Below are 14,783 nucleotides of genomic sequence, written 5' to 3' on the forward strand. Positions count from 1 at the left end.
CTAGAAAAATATGAGATAAATTAAACCAAGTAAAACGAATAGAAAAACGGAATACAATGCAGTCTGTAATTTGCCGTTCTGTACCAGGCGAACCTGGTTGCCGGTCCAGTAGGCAACAGAAGCAACAGCATTGACAAAACCGTCTACAATATATTTGTCTATCCACACGCTCAATCTGGAGAGGGATAGGACGATAAACTGAATAAAAGCAACTAGTGAATCCACAACATAACGGTCAAACCAGTAACAGAACTTCGCTAGTTTCAGTGTGCCATCAACAAAGATCCATTGATAGAATTCATTGATATAGCCTTGGTTGAACGCCGCTTTCAGAGCCAGACTATTGGTGTTAAGTGGATAGGTTTGTTGTACGTACCATTTCCAACCTATTATCCAACTGATGACCGAACCGATCAATAAGATCAATGGAATAATCAAGTGTGCACTGTGACTTGGTGCAAACGTATATTCATCCGATAGAAGGCCATCCATCAACCAGGAGTCGTGATAGGAAATAGGATTGAGTGAAAATAGAGGGAATAGACAGCATAGCCCTAATATGGCCATTGGAATCAACATGGTTTTTGAGGCCTCGTGCAGGGGATCACCATGTAATTTGTCCTTGACCTGATCCATGATTCGAAAATTACCTAAAAAGGCCTTAAAGATTAAGCGACCAATGTAAAATGCGGTCAGTATACTGATGATGATAAGACTAACAGGTATAATGAGGTAAAAACCACCTTTTGATAAAGCCCATTCAAAGGAAGATATCACGATACTATCTTTGGAAAGGTAACCTGATGTGAGTGGAAACCCCGCAAGTGCCAGTGATGCGACACTCATCAGGATAAAGGTTTTGGGCATGTACTTTTTTAGTCCGCCCATATTTCGAAGATCCTGCGGGTCAAAATCAAGTTGGCTATGTGTTTTGAGGTGTGCCATCTCATGGATAATGGCTCCCGCAGACAGGAATAATAAGCATTTAAAGAAGGCATGCGTTACCAAATGGAATAGCGCAGCATCCCAGGTTCCAATACCGATTCCGACCATCATAAAGCCCAATTGTGAGATGGTTGAAAAGGCCAGGATGCGCTTAATGTCGTATTGACCTAATGCAAAATAGGCTGCGGATGCGGCGGTAATTGTACCGATGATCGCGATAAATAACAATGCACTTTCGTTGAATAATGGAAATACGGTTGCCAACAAAAATACACCTGCTGCGACCATGGTGGCGGCATGGATCAACGAAGATACCGATGTTGGCCCTTCCATGGCATCTGGCAGCCATACATGTAACGGGAATTGAGCTGATTTAGCCATTGCCGCAAGGAAAAATGCCAGTCCTGCTATTGTGAGCCAAATCTGATCCATACTGTTCACCGGAGAGACCCATTGTCCATTGGTGACAGCAGACTGATAGATCAATCCGGTTTCACCAAAAAGGTCAATTAGATTGAGCGTTTTAAATTGCGTAAATATGATTGCTAAACCAATCAGAAAACCGAGGTCTCCGATGCGATTCACTATAAATGCTTTCTTGTTGGCCTGTACGGCCGTTTCGCGTGTAAACCAGAAACCAATTAGGAGGTAGGAGGCAAAACCAACCAATTCCCAAAAAATATACATGAGCAACAGGCTATCCATAATCACCAGTCCGAGCATCGCAAAACAGAAGAGACTAAGGTACATCCAGTAACGATGGATGCCTGGGTCTCCTTTCATATAGGCTCTCGAATAGATATGTACAGGAAGGGCGACTGTGGGAACCAGCAATAGCATAAGTACGCTTAGGTTGTTCAATAGGATGCCTACCTTAAAAGTAGAAGCACCAATGGTGAACCAGTTGATCTCAGCAGACGCAATCGGATGATTCCAAATGGCCAGCCAGGTGAATCCACCGGATATAAAACTACATGCAATGGCGATCAGGGAGATGGTCCCTGACTGATCACGTTTGCCAGCCATCGCTTGATATAAAAAGGCAATAAATGGTGCGGCTACTGCAAACAGCGCTGTGTATATGGGTGATATGTGGGCAACTGGATCCAATTCTTACTTATCTTTTAATTCTTTTATTTCATCCGGATTGATGGTTTTATAGTGTCTATAGACATTCAGGACCAATGCTAATCCAACTGCAACCGCAGCAGCAGCAAGGACAATGGCGAATAAGGCAAAAATCTGTCCGCCATAACTCACTTTATCGTATTTACCAAAAGCTACAAAGTTTAGAATAGCTGCATTAATCATCAGTTCAATACCTACTAAGATCATAATGGCATTTTTCTTTGAAAGCACGGTATAAAGGCCAATACAGAATATGCAGGCACTAACAACCAAAAAATGTGTTAGTGTGATCATCTATTGCGCTCCTTTCTGGATAAATGCGATGCTCCGATAAGTGCCATCATCAAAAAAACTGATATGACTTCAAATGGCAATACATAGAAGGTCATAAATCGTAATCCGATTTGTTGAATATTATTATCTGTTGAAATAATCTCGGTATTATTTTCCCTAGCCTGCTGAATCCATGTCGGCGGTGACTGCTGCCATTCCCGTATTCCGAAAATCATGAGGGTCAGAAAACCTAAGGTTAATACAATGGCCTGCCATCGCGGCATACTGAGAAAAGAGCCACTGCTGTCCTGAAGATCTTTCAGAAGTTCTTTGTTGGAAAGCATAAAGGCAAATAACATCAGAATTAATACACCCCCCACATAGACCATGATCTGTGTAATGGCGACAAAATCGGCTAAGGCAAAGAGGTAAAGACCTGCCATTGCAAAGAGAACAATAAAAAATAAAAATAGGGCGCGGGCTATATTTTTAAGATTGACCAATAGTAGCGCAGATCCGATTGCCAGTACAGCGAAGGCATAAAATAAAATAATTTCCATGTTCTTATTTTTGCTTTGCTGCCTCCTTTTCAGCTTGAAACTGCGTCCATTCGGCTTTGCGCTGCGCAACTTGTTCATCGGTCATGTCCGAAAATCCGTAGATCAGATCGGTCAACTTCTGCGAGCTGCGATCATATTCGTTGGTCATGACAATACATTCGGTAGGGCAGACAACAGTACATAGGCCACAGTACATACATTTGGCCATATCAATATTGAATTTGGCCGGATATAACCGTTTGACACTACCGTCTGAAGTTTTTCCGATCGCTTCCGGCGATTTGATCGCCTCAATTTCAATGCAATCTACCGGACATGCTTTGGCACAGAGATCACATACGATGCAATCGTCAATATCCACTTGCAATTGATAACGGGCAACTTCGGGAATAGGCATTTTTTCAGCGGGGTATTGTACGGTGACAATGCCCTCCTGATGGTCAAAATAATTATCGTTTTTGATATTCAATTCCTGACGCGAACGCCGAGCGCCAAACAAGTGCTTCACAGTCAAAGATAGTCCTTTGATTGCTGTACGAAATGCGTGGGAAGCCGTTTTAAATATCATATCTTATGCTATAATTAAAATTCTCCAAATGGCGGAAATGGCCATGCAAACAAAAGCTAACGGGGTCAATACCTTCCAGCATAAGCTCATCAATTGATCTGCACGTAATCGGGGTAAGGTCCACCGGATCCACATTTGTACGCCGACGATAAATAAGGATTTGGCCAAGGTCCAAAAGATTCCCCAGACAAGGCCTGTTGTCCAGTCTGCCAATCGTACTGCGCCGATATTAGGGAGCGGTGTATTCCAGCCACCCAGAAACAGGACTACACCCAACATAGCCACCAAAAACATCATGGCATATTCGGCCAGGAAGATAAAGGCAAATTGTATCCCGCCATATTCCGTATGGAAACCACCAACCAATTCAGATTCCGCTTCGGGAATATCGAATGGTGCCCGGTTACATTCGGCAAGTGTTGCGATAAAGAATATGATATAGGTTACAATTAAGTGGGGGGCCTGAAAAATATTCCAGGCGAAAATGCCGCCTATCTCATTCACTTCCCAAAAACCTAAAAATTTGATACTTCCGTTGGTCAGAATGCCTTGGCCGATTGCGATTTCGTTGAGATTTAAAGTCTGTGTTAACATCACGACGGTAATCAGGGAGAGTCCAACGGGTATTTCATAGGAAACCATTTGGGCGATTGCACGCATGGACCCCAGTAGGGAATATTTGTTGTTCGATCCCCAGCCAGCCATCAAAATCCCCAATGCGTCAATGGAGATGATGGCCATAATAAAGAATAATCCGGTATGAGTATTCGCCGGAATAAAATCTTTGGCCCAAGGAATGACCGAAAACCCGGTGAAAACAGCCACAAAAATAATGATTGGGGCAATTCTAAAGAGAATTTTGTCGGCTAATGTGGGTGTTATTAATTCTTTTTGAAGTAATTTAAGGATATCCGCTATCGTCTGTAGGCTACCATATTTTCCGGTTTCCATTGGTCCGAGACGATCTTGGACAAATCCCGCAATCTTACGCTCGGCATATACTGCAAATAAGGTAAATGCTGCTATAAAGGTGAAAATAGCAATTGGAACCAAGATATGTAGTATTGTATCTATCAAGTCTTATTTATAATGATTTTTAATAAGCGACCAATGAATACGCAAACTTAACGAAAAACAGGGAATTTCGATAGGGAAAAATTAAAATATACTAAACAAGTAGATTATCGTGACATATTCAAGATATCAGTATTTAGATTTGAGTATGAAGATTTTGCTTGAGTAAGCCTTATCAGCATAAAAAAAGCATCCCTAGGGATGCTTTTTTTATGCTGATAAATCGAATTAACGATTTGAGAACTCAACGTAATTACGTTCTGTATGTCCAACATACACTTGTCTTGGACGGCCGATTGGCTCTTTGTTTTCACGCATTTCTTTCCATTGTGCGATCCATCCCGGAAGACGACCCAACGCAAATAACACGGTAAACATATCTGCTTTAAAGCCTAATGCACGGTAGATAATACCTGAATAGAAATCGACGTTTGGATAAAGCTTTCTATCGATAAAGTATTGATCATTTAATGCAGCTTCTTCAAGTTTTTTGGCGATGTCCAATACGGGATCCTGAACGCCTAATTTCTCTAAAATATCATCACATGCTTTTTTGATGATTTTAGCACGTGGATCGAAGTTTTTGTATACACGGTGACCGAATCCCATTAAACGGAACGGGTCATTTTTGTCTTTTGCTTTTGCAAGGTATTTTTCTGCATCACCACCATCATTTTTGATCGCTTCAAGCATTTCAATTACGGCTTGGTTAGCACCGCCATGCAACGGGCCCCACAAGGCATTGATACCCGAGGCAACAGATGCATAAAGGTTGGCATTAGATGAACCTACGATACGAACTGTTGATGTAGAACAGTTTTGTTCGTGATCAGCATGTAAAATAAGCAATTTGTGCATGGCATCAATCACAACAGGATCGAATGTTTTTTCGTCGTTAACCTCGCCGAATAACATGTTTAAGAAGTTATCTATGTAACCTAAGTTATTTTTAGGATAAACGACCGGATGACCTAGTGATTTCTTTTGAATCCAGGAAACGATCGTTGGCATTTTGGCCAAAAGATTGATGATCGTTTGATCTTCTTCTTCGTCTGTTAGGTTTGGATTTAAAGATTCAGGGTAAAATGCAGATAAGGCGCCTACTAAACAAGAAAGTTGGCCCATTGGGTGGGATTTGGAAGGAAATCCAGCGAAGAAATTTTTCATGTCTTCGTGAATCATCATTTGCTTTTTAATGTCAGCTCTGAATTTTTCCAATACCTCTTTTTTAGGAAGCTCTCCATAGATAAGTAAATAAGCAACTTCCAGGAAAGTCGATTTCTCTGCCAATTGCTCAATTGGATATCCTCTATATCTCAATATACCTGTTTCACCGTCAAGGAAAGTAATCGCACTTTTTGTTGCACCCGTGTTTTTGTATCCCGGGTCTAACGTAATAAATCCACTTAGATCTCTTAATTTGGAAATATCAACTGCTTTTTCATTTTCAGTACCGACAATGACCGGAAGGTCATAAGAAGTGCCGTCTAAATTTATAGATGCTTTATCTGACATGTTTATATATTATCTTATATCTGATTTGTATGCTAATCTCACAAATTTAACTATTTGATATTTAAAACTGAAAGTTCTTTTGGAATTTAAATGACATCATTACGTCATTTTGGATAATATTGAATAACAATTTACTTAAATACGCAAATAGTTTATTCAAATTTAACACTATCTTATTATGTCCCGAAATATTAATCTATTTTTCGCTGAGCGACTTTTCCCTTATCTTCATATTTCCCGTTTTTGCCCGAGCCAAAAAAAGGTAGGATGACGAAGCATACCAAAATAATAGATGTTAACGTTAAAATTCCTGTTGTCCATAGGATTTTGCCGAAATTTTCAGCATCCAGGAAATGGATACCCCAGAGCCCCAATAGAAAATAGGTGGCGACGAATAGGATAACCAGGGTGAATAATATGCCAAAGATGTATTTCATGATGGGTTATATTTTGTTAAGAATCTGTTTTTTGAGCGCGTCGAATTCGTCCTGTGTAATAATGTTTTCGCGCAGTAGCAATTGTAGTTTTTGCAGTTTTTCGACAAAATCTCCTTCTGCTTGTATATTGTCTTTGATCTCTTCTTTTTGTAGATCAAATTGTTTGCCCAGCTCCATGCCCACACCAAGTTGTGCACCAATACCTGCCAGTCCACCTTCATTTTTAGCGGCATCCCGGAGTGCGCGTAATTTTTCCAATTCCACATAACTCAAACCTGCTTGCTGTGCAGCTTGATTTTGTGTCGTCAAGTCAGCAATTTCACCAATTCGACGTTGTGTGTTTGAGTCAAATTGGGTTCCCAAGATCTTAAAATCTGTAATTTCTAAACCAAGATCTTTAAAATCCTGTTCAACCGCTGTTTTGATGTCCGTGGACAAAATAGGCAGCTGACTATCGATTTCGTTATAACCTAATTTCTTCTGTGCAATCTGTGCGACAATCTGTTGTGGAATCCGGTTGTTAATAATATCTTGAATGGCTGCCGTGCTAACTGTGTCTTGATTGGCGACGATATTTTTATAGAAATGTACCGGTTCTTTGATGACGTAAGAAAAAGTACCGTTCAAGCCTATTTCCACGGGCAGATTATATTGCGGGTCAATATATTTGATCGGGTTTCCCGTTCCCCAGGATTGATTGACAATGGCGGCCGTACGGAAGAAATAAATATAAAGCTTATGCTCTGACTCGAAATTTTGTCTTAATCGCGCTAATGTGGTGAAGAAAGGATGGTTATCCGTTTTTAAATTATAGGTACCTGCCTCCGTAAGGAGGTTTTCGCCTTTTCCTTCATAGACAAGGATACAGCCCTGTCCCGGGGCAAGAATAAGTTTACTGGAATTCTTAATTTCATTCCTTTCGGAAGGAAATTTATACCATAATACACGAGGGTCTTGATTTTTCCACTCAATGACCTCGGATAATTGGTTGTTAAAAAGATTGAATAGTCCCATAATATTTAATTTAATGTGTCGAATTTGGGATTATACCCTTCGAATTTATTGATTTGTTTTCCACTATTATCAAAATAGTAATAGTCGCTCGAACCTTTTACAATAAAACCGTCTTTGAGTAGACAGCCATTTCCATAAATGGATTTAAGGTCTGTGGCGACTGTTTTCTGTATCGCACCGGTCGATATATCCAATAGCTGGATCTGTAGCGGATCATCTTCCGCAGGTGTTGGTTTGTACGCGATCAGAAGCGTTTTGTCATTCTGAGCAACCACGACAGGTTGAAAATAGAGCCGACCTGGTGTAAAGTCTTTAAAACTAATCAGACGAGCTCCCTTAATTTGCCATGGATTGATCAGTACCTTTTTGTAGGGATCGCGGTCGGTAAAAATACCCGATCCACCAAAATCTTTATCCCAGGAAAAGCGGGGGCTATCTTTGGGGTAGCCATATTGATAGTAATACGTGTATTGAATTAACTGAATTTTTTCCTCTGGATAGGAGCTGGATTTACTTGAAAAAGTGAATTCCGTTTTTGTCGTTGGATTAGGGAGTTTTTTTCTCCGTTCATCGTAAAGCTGCTTATCCGGTATTGATTTATTGATTAAAGGGTAATAGGCGATATTTTGCCCTTCATTGTTCATAATCTGATAGGCAGAACCATAATCTTCGTATTTAAATTCAACTTTGGCAATGCCGGTGCTGAGTGCCGGAGCATCTTTGACGTAATTTTCAAGGACACTTTTGTAGGTTAGACTATTTTTGTCCAATTGATAGATATACTTGGATTTGATGATGATGTAAAGGTTTTGGTCTTCAAATACCTGTAAATTAACGTCGCTACTTGATAACTCGACGGGAGTTTCCATCAGCTGCTTTACCCATTCCTTTTTGCCAGTTTTGGGGTCAAATAATCCGATATATACTTTGTTGTCTTTGCCTTCATCAAATCGGTTCCTGGAAGTTCCGACATTGCCCACGACGACGACGTGTGGAGAGTTATCTTTGTCCAGAAATAATGTATTGCTTGCGTAATTCCACTCCAGCGGTTCGGCTTCTTCTTTTTTCTCTGCAGTGTTGGACGAACTGTAAGTCGAATAATTTGGTTCTGATTTTTTAGAGAATATAGAACTCAATACACCAATAATGAACATGAGTGCAATAAAGCCCACAACAGCAAACAATACGATTCGGATAGCTTTATATTGATCGGTATTGTTGCGTGGGTAGTTGTAATTGTGATTGATGTTGATGTCATCACTATCTAAAAAAAACTCGGTTCCGCAACTATCACATTTGTAATAGTCGGGACGTATTGTGCTGACTTTTATGCTGCCACAATGCGGGCATTTGATCGCTTTGATGCTTTTAGCCATTTATATTTTGTTGTATTTGTTTTGAATTACTCCTGTTTAAAGTTTCATTTCTAGCACAGAAAGGCATGTATGATTTCATCATAATACTGCCGGTCAAGTAGCGAAAATAAAATAATATACAGTCGAAAGTTAAAATAAAAAACAAGGTATAACAAATTTTCGGCCAGTCATCTTATATTCGATAGGATTGATTTTAAATATGTCAAATATTGATTCATATTGTAACGTTACAAAGAATCGGGGCTTTAGATGTTGTTGACGAGGATACAATTAAAAAATGTAAAATATTTTTGGTATTTACGAATAATTCGTAGATTAGTGAAAGATTAGTAAAGAAAGAATTTAGATATGGAAAAGTTAACAGCACAAGAGGAACAGGCAATGCAATCTATCTGGAGCCTAAATGGAGGTTTTATCAAAGAGATTCTAGATAACATTAAAGGGGAGAAGATGCCTTATACAACTTTAGCTTCAACTGTAAAAAATTTGGAGCGCAAGGACTTTGTGAAAGCTGTGCGTTATGCCAATGCAAAACGTTACGAACCTATGGTCAGTGAGCAGGATTATAAGGCGAAATTTATGAACTCTTTTGTAGGTGATTATTTCAAAAATTCTTATAAAGAGATGGTTTCTTTTTTCGTGAAAGAGGAGAAGCTAACCGAGGACGAGCTCAAGGAGATTATGGATATGATTAAAAATAACAAATCTTAATACGATGGAAAATCTGCTGACCTATATTATACAAGTCAATCTGCTGTTGAGCATCATCTACTTGGGGTATGTTGGGCTATTGAAAGGCTTAACTTTCTATTCATTGAATAGAGCATACTTTTTAACAGGTGGATTATTTGCTTTTATATATCCGTTTTTGGATTTAAAATCGCTTTTTGTACGAGGTGGATTAGACGTGGGGCTGGTGGGTGAGCAGATTTCATTTTATATGGAAGAACAGGATATGCAGGAACGGTTGACGCTGGGTGGGTTGGTAGAGTTCGTTTTTATGTTGGGTGCGGCATTTCTATTGTTGAAATTTGTTTTCCAGTTATTCAGCCTCTTAAGGGTTCATCTGCATTCCAAAGCCGATCAGTGGAAGACGTATTTTTTTAGGAATGTGTTTATCCCTATTGTGCCATTTTCGTTTTTGAATAAAATTTATGTCAATAAGGGACAGCATATGGATGCTGAACTGAAAGATATTTTTAAGCATGAGGATATTCATGTGAAAGGCCTTCACAGCTTGGATATTTTACTGTTTGAAATCATATTGGTGAGCTGTTGGTACAATCCTTTCGTCTGGTTCATGCGCAGAGCCATTCGCCAAAATTTGGAGTTTCTGACTGATCAACAGGTGCTCAATAAAGGAATTGACAAACAGACTTACCAATATAGCCTGTTGAATGTGTCCAAAAAGGGCACTTCAATCGGGTTGAGCAATCAATTTAATTTTAAACTATTAAAACGTCGCATTATGATGATGAATAAGAAGAGGTCATCCAAGATAGAACTGAGTAAATATGCCTTTCTTTTGCCTATATTTTTACTAACGGGAGCTGCATTTACCGTAAGCAAAGCGGAGGGTAATATCGAAGATGTCGTTGAAAAGGCAAATGAGACTACGCTTTTGAAATTAGCTGCAGGTTCACAGCAGGGTGATCCACTATCGGTCAAGATGGTCAGTGAAGCGGGAAAAGTACTCAAGGAAGCCTACGGTACGGATACGATTAAGATAGATACAACTCGCCGGTCGAAGGGCACTACCGTATGGAGCGGTCAGATTGGTTCTTTGAAAATCAAAGGCGCTTCTGATGCGACTGGTAATCCGCTGTTTGTGGTGGATGGGGAAGTTATTAGTAAAGAAGAACTAGATGCAATTGCTCCAGAGCGGATTGAATCAATATCAGTATTAAAAGATAAATCTGCTACAGCAATCTATGGTGAGAAGGGTGAAAATGGTGTCTTGTTGATCACTACCAAAACAGAAAGTAGTACTGGCAAACTTCAAGGAAAAGTGACAGGTCTCTTTGTCAGACAGGACTCCGTTAGTAAAGCTAAGGCCGCAGTGATCAAGTATCCTGCTAATATTCTGTATGTGGTTGATGGTGCACGAATAAATTCGGGGGAAATGAGAGATATGGATCAAAATAATATTGAAAGTATTCATGTTATTAAGGATGGCTCTGCTTGGGCAAAATATGGTGAAGAAGGGAAAAATGGTGTTATTGAAGTGACTACAAAAAAATGGGCAAAGGAAAATCCAGATAAAGTAGATAAAACGTCACACATACCCAAATCGGAAAATAGCCCTGATGATCGGGTAATTACGGTAGTGGGGTATAAAAAGGGTAATAAGGGGAATGATGCTAAAACAATAACGTTTGAAGGAAAAGCTGCCCAAAGTGATAGCCCGGGGAAAACCGCGAAATTTGTGGCGCGAACGACAACATCTGCGAAGGTAGAGGAAGAACTTAAGAATATTAATGGCATCCGGATCCGTGGTCTATCGGGAAAAGAAAAACCGTTGTTTGTTGTTGATGGCCAGGTGCAATCTAAAGACCGCAATGATCTGAAATCCGGAGATATTGCGTCCATCGAAATTCTTAAAAATCAAAGTGCACAGACTCTTTATGGTACAGCAGGGTCGAATGGTGTTATTCTCATAACCACAAAGAAAAAAGCGGGGGAATTGAATGATGGGAAGGGAGATGGGGAACCACTGGATGGAAAGATAAAGAAAATAATCAATACTGAACTTGATAAAGAACGAAATCGCGCTGCGACAGCAAGGGACAAAGGGTAATAATCATTATTTTCTGATAGAATAAAATAAAAGGGACTGCGGTCCCTTTTATTTTGTATTGAGGTTCGTCATCGTCAACTCAATGCCAATATTGACAAAGCTTTGGATCATTTTGACAGAATGATCAATTAAAGCCGGAAGTTCCGCCTGTTCTTCTTTATCGAAGGGACCAAGGACATAGTCCACCTGTCTGCCTTTGGGATAATTATCTCCGATACCAAAACGTAGGCGAGGGTATACCTGTCCCCCACAAAGTTGCTCGATGGACTTAAGTCCATTGTGGCCAGCACTGCTGCCTTTAGGCTTCATACGTAAAGAACCGAAGGGAATGGCCAGATCGTCAACGATCACCAGTACATTCTGGATAGGTACTTTACATTGCTGCATATAATAATTGACGGCTTTGCCACTGAGGTTCATATAGGTAGTCGGCTTGATGACGGTTACATTGTGCCCTCGCTGTTTAAATTCGCTATAATAGGCTAATTTTAACAGGGAGAAACTAGCGCCAGCTTGTTTAACGAGCTCGTCGGCAACCATAAAACCAATATTGTGCCGCGTATCGGCATATTCACTACCGATATTTCCCAATCCAACGATAAGATAATTCATGACGCAAAAATAAAAATTTAATAAACAAAAAAGCACCGAATTTCGGTGCTTTCTGTAGTATTTTAAGAATCTTGTTCAGATTATTTTTTACCACCTTTAGCTGCTTTAGCTGCTTCTTGTTCAGCTTGACGCAATGCACGTGACATGATAACGGATACGATTGTATCGTCAGCATTGTTCAATACTTTTGCGTTGTCCAATTGAACTTGAGCTACACGGTATGATTTACCAACTTCTAAAGATTCCATTGGTACTTCAATTTCTTGTGGCAAGTTAGCAGGTAATGCTTTTACGCGTAAATTGCGTAATTTTTGAACTAATTTACCCCCCATTTTAACACCTGGAGATGTTCCTGTTAATTTGATAGGAATATTTAAAGACACTTCTTTGTCATCAAATAATTCTAAAAAGTCAACGTGAGTAACTAGGTCTGTCAATGGGTGGAATTGTGCGTCTTGAACGATAGCTCTTTTTGTTTGACCGTCAACGTTTAATTCTACGATTACAACGTCAGCAGTGTAAAGAACTGGTTTCAAATCAGCTGCGGATACAGAAAGAGCAGTTTGTTCTTTACCTCCGTAAAGTACTGCCGGTACTAAACCTTGGTAACGTAATTCTTTTGCATCTCTTTTCCCTACGTTCTGTCTTACAGAACCGCTAATAGCAATTGATTTCATCTTTTAATTTTTATAAATTTTGAGGTGCAAAGATAATTTAAATTTTGGTATTATCAAAAAAAACTGCTGATATTGAGGGGGAAAGAAAAAGACTCCAGTATTTCAGCCGAAGGCTTACCATACCAGAGTCTAAATACTAATATCTCAATACGCTATACTAAAAAAGTCTATTCGACGTCAAATAAATCAGAGATAGATGTATGTTGGTTGACGCTGGTGATTGCTTTTGCAAACAGATCAGCTGTAGACAATACTTTAATTTTTGTGGATTGTTTTGCTTTTTCTGGATCCAATTGAATGGTATCTGTTACGATCATTTCTGATAACACGGAGTTTTCAATTGTTTCATAAGCTTTGCCGGATAACACCGCGTGTGTACAGACCGCTCTTACGGATCTCGCACCATTTTCCATGATCAAAGCCGCAGCTTTTGAAAGTGTGCCGGCTGTGTCACAGATATCGTCGATCAATACAACATCCTGATCCGTTACATCACCAATGATAGACATTGATTCAATTTCATTTGCACGTTTACGGCGTTTGTCACAGATGATCACTTCTGCATTGAAGAATTTAGCAAAAGTACGCGCTCTGTATGACCCACCCATATCCGGTGATGCAATTGTCAAGTTAGGGAGTTTTAGGGATTTGATGTAGGGAACAAAAATAATGGAGCCATCGAGGTGATCAACAGGGATATCGAAAAAACCTTGGATTTGTGCGGCATGTAAATCCATTGTCATGATACGGTGAATTCCAGCTGCTGTCAACAGATTGGCAATCATTTTTGCGCCAATGGCAACTCTTGGTTTGTCTTTTCGATCTTGTCTTGCGAAACCGAAATAGGGGACTACCGCTGTAATGTAGTGCGCTGAGGCTCTCTTTGCAGCATCTGTCATCAACAATAATTCAAAAAGATTGTCGGTAGGTTGGTTGGTAGATTGGATGATAAATACATCGGCTCCACGTACAGATTCATTGTAGAATGGTTGAATCTCACCGTCGCTAAAACGCGATAATGTTTTGTCTCCTAGAGGTTTCCCGTAAGATTGTGCGATTTTTTCAGCCAGTTCTGTAGTGCCAGAACCTGCAAATAGTTTAACCGTGTTGAATTGCAAAGGCATGGTTTTGTATATTTATGTTGGGTTATTGTATTGTCGTTTATTCAATATTTTTATTCCCTAATATTTTTTAAAGTTAAACATTAAAAAAAATGGATTGTTTGCACAATCCATATACTCTTAACTTTAAAAGTTGTCCGACCTGGATTCGAACCAAGACAAACAGAACCAAAAACTGTCGTACTACCCTTATACTATCGGACAATGTCTCTAAAAAGTCAACGTTTCCGTCTTTTTCTTTTTGACGACGCAAAGATAGAGATTTGTTTTAAAAATCAAAATTCAAATTAAAAAAAATCTAAACCCTTTCATAAATAATAAGCCTTGCATATAACGCAGAAAAGGCTTGCGATTGCAAGCCTTTTCTATTGTTTGTTGTCCGACCTGGATTCGAACCAAGACAAACAGAACCAAAAACTGTCGTACTACCCTTATACTATCGGACAAACAATTCAATTGTGTTCGTTATCGTGATGATGTCGTTCACATTTGATGATGCAAATATACGGACTATTCCTATTTCTGCAAATAAAAATGTGTTGTAAAGTGCATTGGGCTTGATTTTCAAATAAATAATTTTTGTTTTGCCCGAAAATTTAAGACATACTTGCTGTTTTTTAGCTTAGATTTTGGCCTGCTCCAGCTTATCAATGGCTTTGTTCTGCTTTCTTTACAGCCAATATTGC

The 14,783-nt window shown here is 39.5% G+C and carries 14 protein-coding genes; 2 read left to right on the top strand and 12 right to left on the bottom strand.

Going from position 1 to position 14,783, the window contains the following annotated elements:
- The 9 genes from DCO56_RS17700 to DCO56_RS17740 form a co-directional block, all read right to left on the bottom strand.
- Window positions 1–2,055, bottom strand: coding sequence for an NADH-quinone oxidoreductase subunit 5 family protein (locus DCO56_RS17700; protein WP_108635056.1), 2,055 nt, complete (start codon window positions 2,053–2,055; stop codon window positions 1–3).
- Window positions 2,056–2,058: 3 nt separating this feature from the next.
- Window positions 2,059–2,367, bottom strand: coding sequence for an NADH-quinone oxidoreductase subunit NuoK (nuoK, locus tag DCO56_RS17705; RefSeq protein WP_108635057.1), 309 nt, complete (start codon window positions 2,365–2,367; stop codon window positions 2,059–2,061).
- Entirely contained in the window at window positions 2,364–2,906 is a 543-nt protein-coding gene (locus tag DCO56_RS17710; protein ID WP_108635058.1) for an NADH-quinone oxidoreductase subunit J family protein, read from the bottom strand. The genes nuoK and DCO56_RS17710 overlap by 4 nt, the downstream gene beginning before the upstream one ends.
- Before the next feature lie 4 nt (window positions 2,907–2,910).
- A complete protein-coding gene (locus DCO56_RS17715; protein WP_104383959.1) occupies window positions 2,911–3,474 on the bottom strand; it encodes a NuoI/complex I 23 kDa subunit family protein in 564 nt (187 codons plus the stop codon).
- A gap of 3 nt (window positions 3,475–3,477) precedes the next feature.
- Window positions 3,478–4,551 (bottom strand): NADH-quinone oxidoreductase subunit NuoH, encoded by a 1,074-nt coding sequence (gene nuoH, locus DCO56_RS17720; protein ID WP_108635059.1) that lies wholly within the window; start codon window positions 4,549–4,551, stop codon window positions 3,478–3,480.
- 225 nt (window positions 4,552–4,776) lie between these two features.
- On the bottom strand, window positions 4,777–6,063 hold the full coding sequence (locus DCO56_RS17725; protein ID WP_108635060.1) for a citrate synthase: 1,287 nt from the start codon (window positions 6,061–6,063) through the stop codon (window positions 4,777–4,779).
- Between the two features lie 191 nt (window positions 6,064–6,254).
- Entirely contained in the window at window positions 6,255–6,500 is a 246-nt protein-coding gene (locus DCO56_RS17730) for a hypothetical protein (RefSeq protein ID WP_108635061.1), read from the bottom strand.
- 6 nt (window positions 6,501–6,506) lie between these two features.
- Window positions 6,507–7,514: an SPFH domain-containing protein gene (locus DCO56_RS17735; RefSeq protein ID WP_108635062.1), complete on the bottom strand. Its 1,008-nt coding sequence runs from the start codon at window positions 7,512–7,514 to the stop codon at window positions 6,507–6,509.
- Window positions 7,515–7,519: 5 nt separating this feature from the next.
- Window positions 7,520–8,890, bottom strand: a complete 1,371-nt coding sequence (locus DCO56_RS17740) for a hypothetical protein (RefSeq protein WP_108635063.1) — start codon at window positions 8,888–8,890, stop codon at window positions 7,520–7,522.
- A 348-nt stretch (window positions 8,891–9,238) separates the two neighbouring features.
- Between DCO56_RS17740 and DCO56_RS17745 the strand changes: the two genes are divergently transcribed.
- Window positions 9,239–9,601 (top strand): BlaI/MecI/CopY family transcriptional regulator, encoded by a 363-nt coding sequence (locus tag DCO56_RS17745; RefSeq protein ID WP_104383965.1) that lies wholly within the window; start codon window positions 9,239–9,241, stop codon window positions 9,599–9,601.
- A gap of 4 nt (window positions 9,602–9,605) precedes the next feature.
- The gene (locus tag DCO56_RS17750; RefSeq protein ID WP_108635064.1) at window positions 9,606–11,687 is read left to right on the top strand and encodes a M56 family metallopeptidase; all 2,082 of its coding nucleotides are present in this window, start codon (window positions 9,606–9,608) and stop codon (window positions 11,685–11,687) included.
- 48 nt (window positions 11,688–11,735) lie between these two features.
- Here DCO56_RS17750 and pth read toward each other — a convergent pair whose 3' ends face one another.
- The 3 genes from pth to DCO56_RS17765 all read right to left on the bottom strand — a co-directional run bounded on the left by pth (window position 11,736) and on the right by DCO56_RS17765 (window position 14,100).
- Window positions 11,736–12,299, bottom strand: coding sequence for an aminoacyl-tRNA hydrolase (gene pth / locus DCO56_RS17755; protein WP_075994222.1), 564 nt, complete (start codon window positions 12,297–12,299; stop codon window positions 11,736–11,738).
- Between the two features lie 80 nt (window positions 12,300–12,379).
- Window positions 12,380–12,976: a 50S ribosomal protein L25 gene (locus DCO56_RS17760; protein ID WP_104383968.1), complete on the bottom strand. Its 597-nt coding sequence runs from the start codon at window positions 12,974–12,976 to the stop codon at window positions 12,380–12,382.
- 167 nt (window positions 12,977–13,143) lie between these two features.
- Complete coding sequence (locus DCO56_RS17765; protein WP_108635065.1) at window positions 13,144–14,100, bottom strand: ribose-phosphate pyrophosphokinase; 957 nt, start codon at window positions 14,098–14,100, stop codon at window positions 13,144–13,146.
- Window positions 14,101–14,783: the final 683 nt, after the last annotated feature.

Origin of the sequence: Sphingobacterium athyrii, from assembly GCF_003071065.1 — a bacterium.
GTDB lineage: Bacteria > Bacteroidota > Bacteroidia > Sphingobacteriales > Sphingobacteriaceae > Sphingobacterium > Sphingobacterium athyrii.

Coding starts and splice junctions, on each gene's coding strand:
- nuoK (WP_108635057.1), bottom strand. CDS start 2,367: ATGATCACACTAACACATTTTTTGGTTGTTAGTGCCTGCATATTCTGT.
- DCO56_RS17710 (WP_108635058.1), bottom strand. CDS start 2,906: ATGGAAATTATTTTATTTTATGCCTTCGCTGTACTGGCAATCGGATCT.
- DCO56_RS17715 (WP_104383959.1), bottom strand. CDS start 3,474: ATGATATTTAAAACGGCTTCCCACGCATTTCGTACAGCAATCAAAGGA.
- DCO56_RS17725 (WP_108635060.1), bottom strand. CDS start 6,063: ATGTCAGATAAAGCATCTATAAATTTAGACGGCACTTCTTATGACCTT.
- DCO56_RS17730 (WP_108635061.1), bottom strand. CDS start 6,500: ATGAAATACATCTTTGGCATATTATTCACCCTGGTTATCCTATTCGTC.
- DCO56_RS17735 (WP_108635062.1), bottom strand. CDS start 7,514: ATGGGACTATTCAATCTTTTTAACAACCAATTATCCGAGGTCATTGAG.
- DCO56_RS17740 (WP_108635063.1), bottom strand. CDS start 8,890: ATGGCTAAAAGCATCAAAGCGATCAAATGCCCGCATTGTGGCAGCATA.
- DCO56_RS17745 (WP_104383965.1), top strand. CDS start 9,239: ATGGAAAAGTTAACAGCACAAGAGGAACAGGCAATGCAATCTATCTGG.
- DCO56_RS17750 (WP_108635064.1), top strand. CDS start 9,606: ATGGAAAATCTGCTGACCTATATTATACAAGTCAATCTGCTGTTGAGC.
- pth (WP_075994222.1), bottom strand. CDS start 12,299: ATGAATTATCTTATCGTTGGATTGGGAAATATCGGTAGTGAATATGCC.
- DCO56_RS17760 (WP_104383968.1), bottom strand. CDS start 12,976: ATGAAATCAATTGCTATTAGCGGTTCTGTAAGACAGAACGTAGGGAAA.
- DCO56_RS17765 (WP_108635065.1), bottom strand. CDS start 14,100: ATGCCTTTGCAATTCAACACGGTTAAACTATTTGCAGGTTCTGGCACT.